Below are 290 nucleotides of genomic sequence, written 5' to 3'. Positions count from 1 at the left end.
CTNGAGGGTTANNTCNGNATCGGNANNNCGGGCAGTGTGGCTTCGGGTCGGGTGGCGTATTCGTTTGGTTTTGAGGGGCCGGCTCTGACGGTGGACACGGCGTGTTCGTCGTCGTTGGTGGCGGTGCATCTGGCGGTGGGGTCGTTGCGGTCGGGTGAGTGTTCGTTGGCGTTGGCGGGTGGGGTGGCGGTGATGGCGACGCCGGAGGTGTTTGTGGATTTCTCGCGGCAGGGTGGTCTGGCGGCGGACGGCCGGTGCAAGGCGTACGCCGACGCCGCCGACGGCACCGG

The 290-nt window shown here is 68.0% G+C and carries 1 pseudogene (cut by a window edge); it reads left to right on the top strand.

Annotated elements, in window-relative coordinates:
- Positions 1-290 (top strand): annotated as a pseudogene (locus tag B056_RS34590) (beta-ketoacyl synthase N-terminal-like domain-containing protein); its annotated part reaches 516 nt to the left of the window's first position; the annotation flags it as partial.

It is taken from the genome of Parafrankia discariae (assembly GCF_000373365.1).
Classification (GTDB): domain Bacteria; phylum Actinomycetota; class Actinomycetes; order Frankiales; family Frankiaceae; genus Parafrankia; species Parafrankia discariae.
This window is presented reverse-complemented; position numbering and strand designations above follow the sequence as displayed.